The organism is Ammoniphilus sp. YIM 78166, assembly GCF_004522215.1.
GTDB lineage: Bacteria > Bacillota > Bacilli > Aneurinibacillales > RAOX-1 > YIM-78166.
This window is the reverse complement of the sequence record NZ_SDLR01000061.1, coordinates 1-339: the sequence shown is the minus strand read 5'-3', so window position 1 is coordinate 339 and position 339 is coordinate 1. Positions and strand designations below refer to the sequence as shown.

At 46.3% G+C, this 339-nt stretch carries 1 protein-coding gene; it reads left to right on the top strand.

What is annotated here, in order from left to right; translation table 11 throughout:
- Nucleotides 1–339, top strand: a 339-nt coding sequence (locus EIZ58_RS32895) for an iron-containing alcohol dehydrogenase (RefSeq protein ID WP_134705222.1), incomplete at both ends; no start/stop codon positions are given.

Genomic DNA, 339 nt, shown 5'->3' with positions numbered 1-339 from the left:
GGCTTACAAGTTTAACAAGCCGCACAAGGCCCAATTTGTGGCCATTCCAACCACTTCTGGAACGGGTTCAGAAGTTACACCGTTTGCCGTGATTACGGATTCTAAGACCCACGTGAAGTACCCACTGGCTGACTATGCCTTAACGCCAGACGTTGCGATTGTGGATTCCCAATTTATCGAAACGGTTCCTAAGAAGACGGTGGCTTACTCTGGGTTAGACGTTTTAACCCATGCCATTGAATCTTACGTGTCAAACATGGCTTCTGATTACACCCGGCCATGGTCATTACAAGCGATTAAATTAGTGATGGATAACCTGACTAATTCCTACAACGGTGA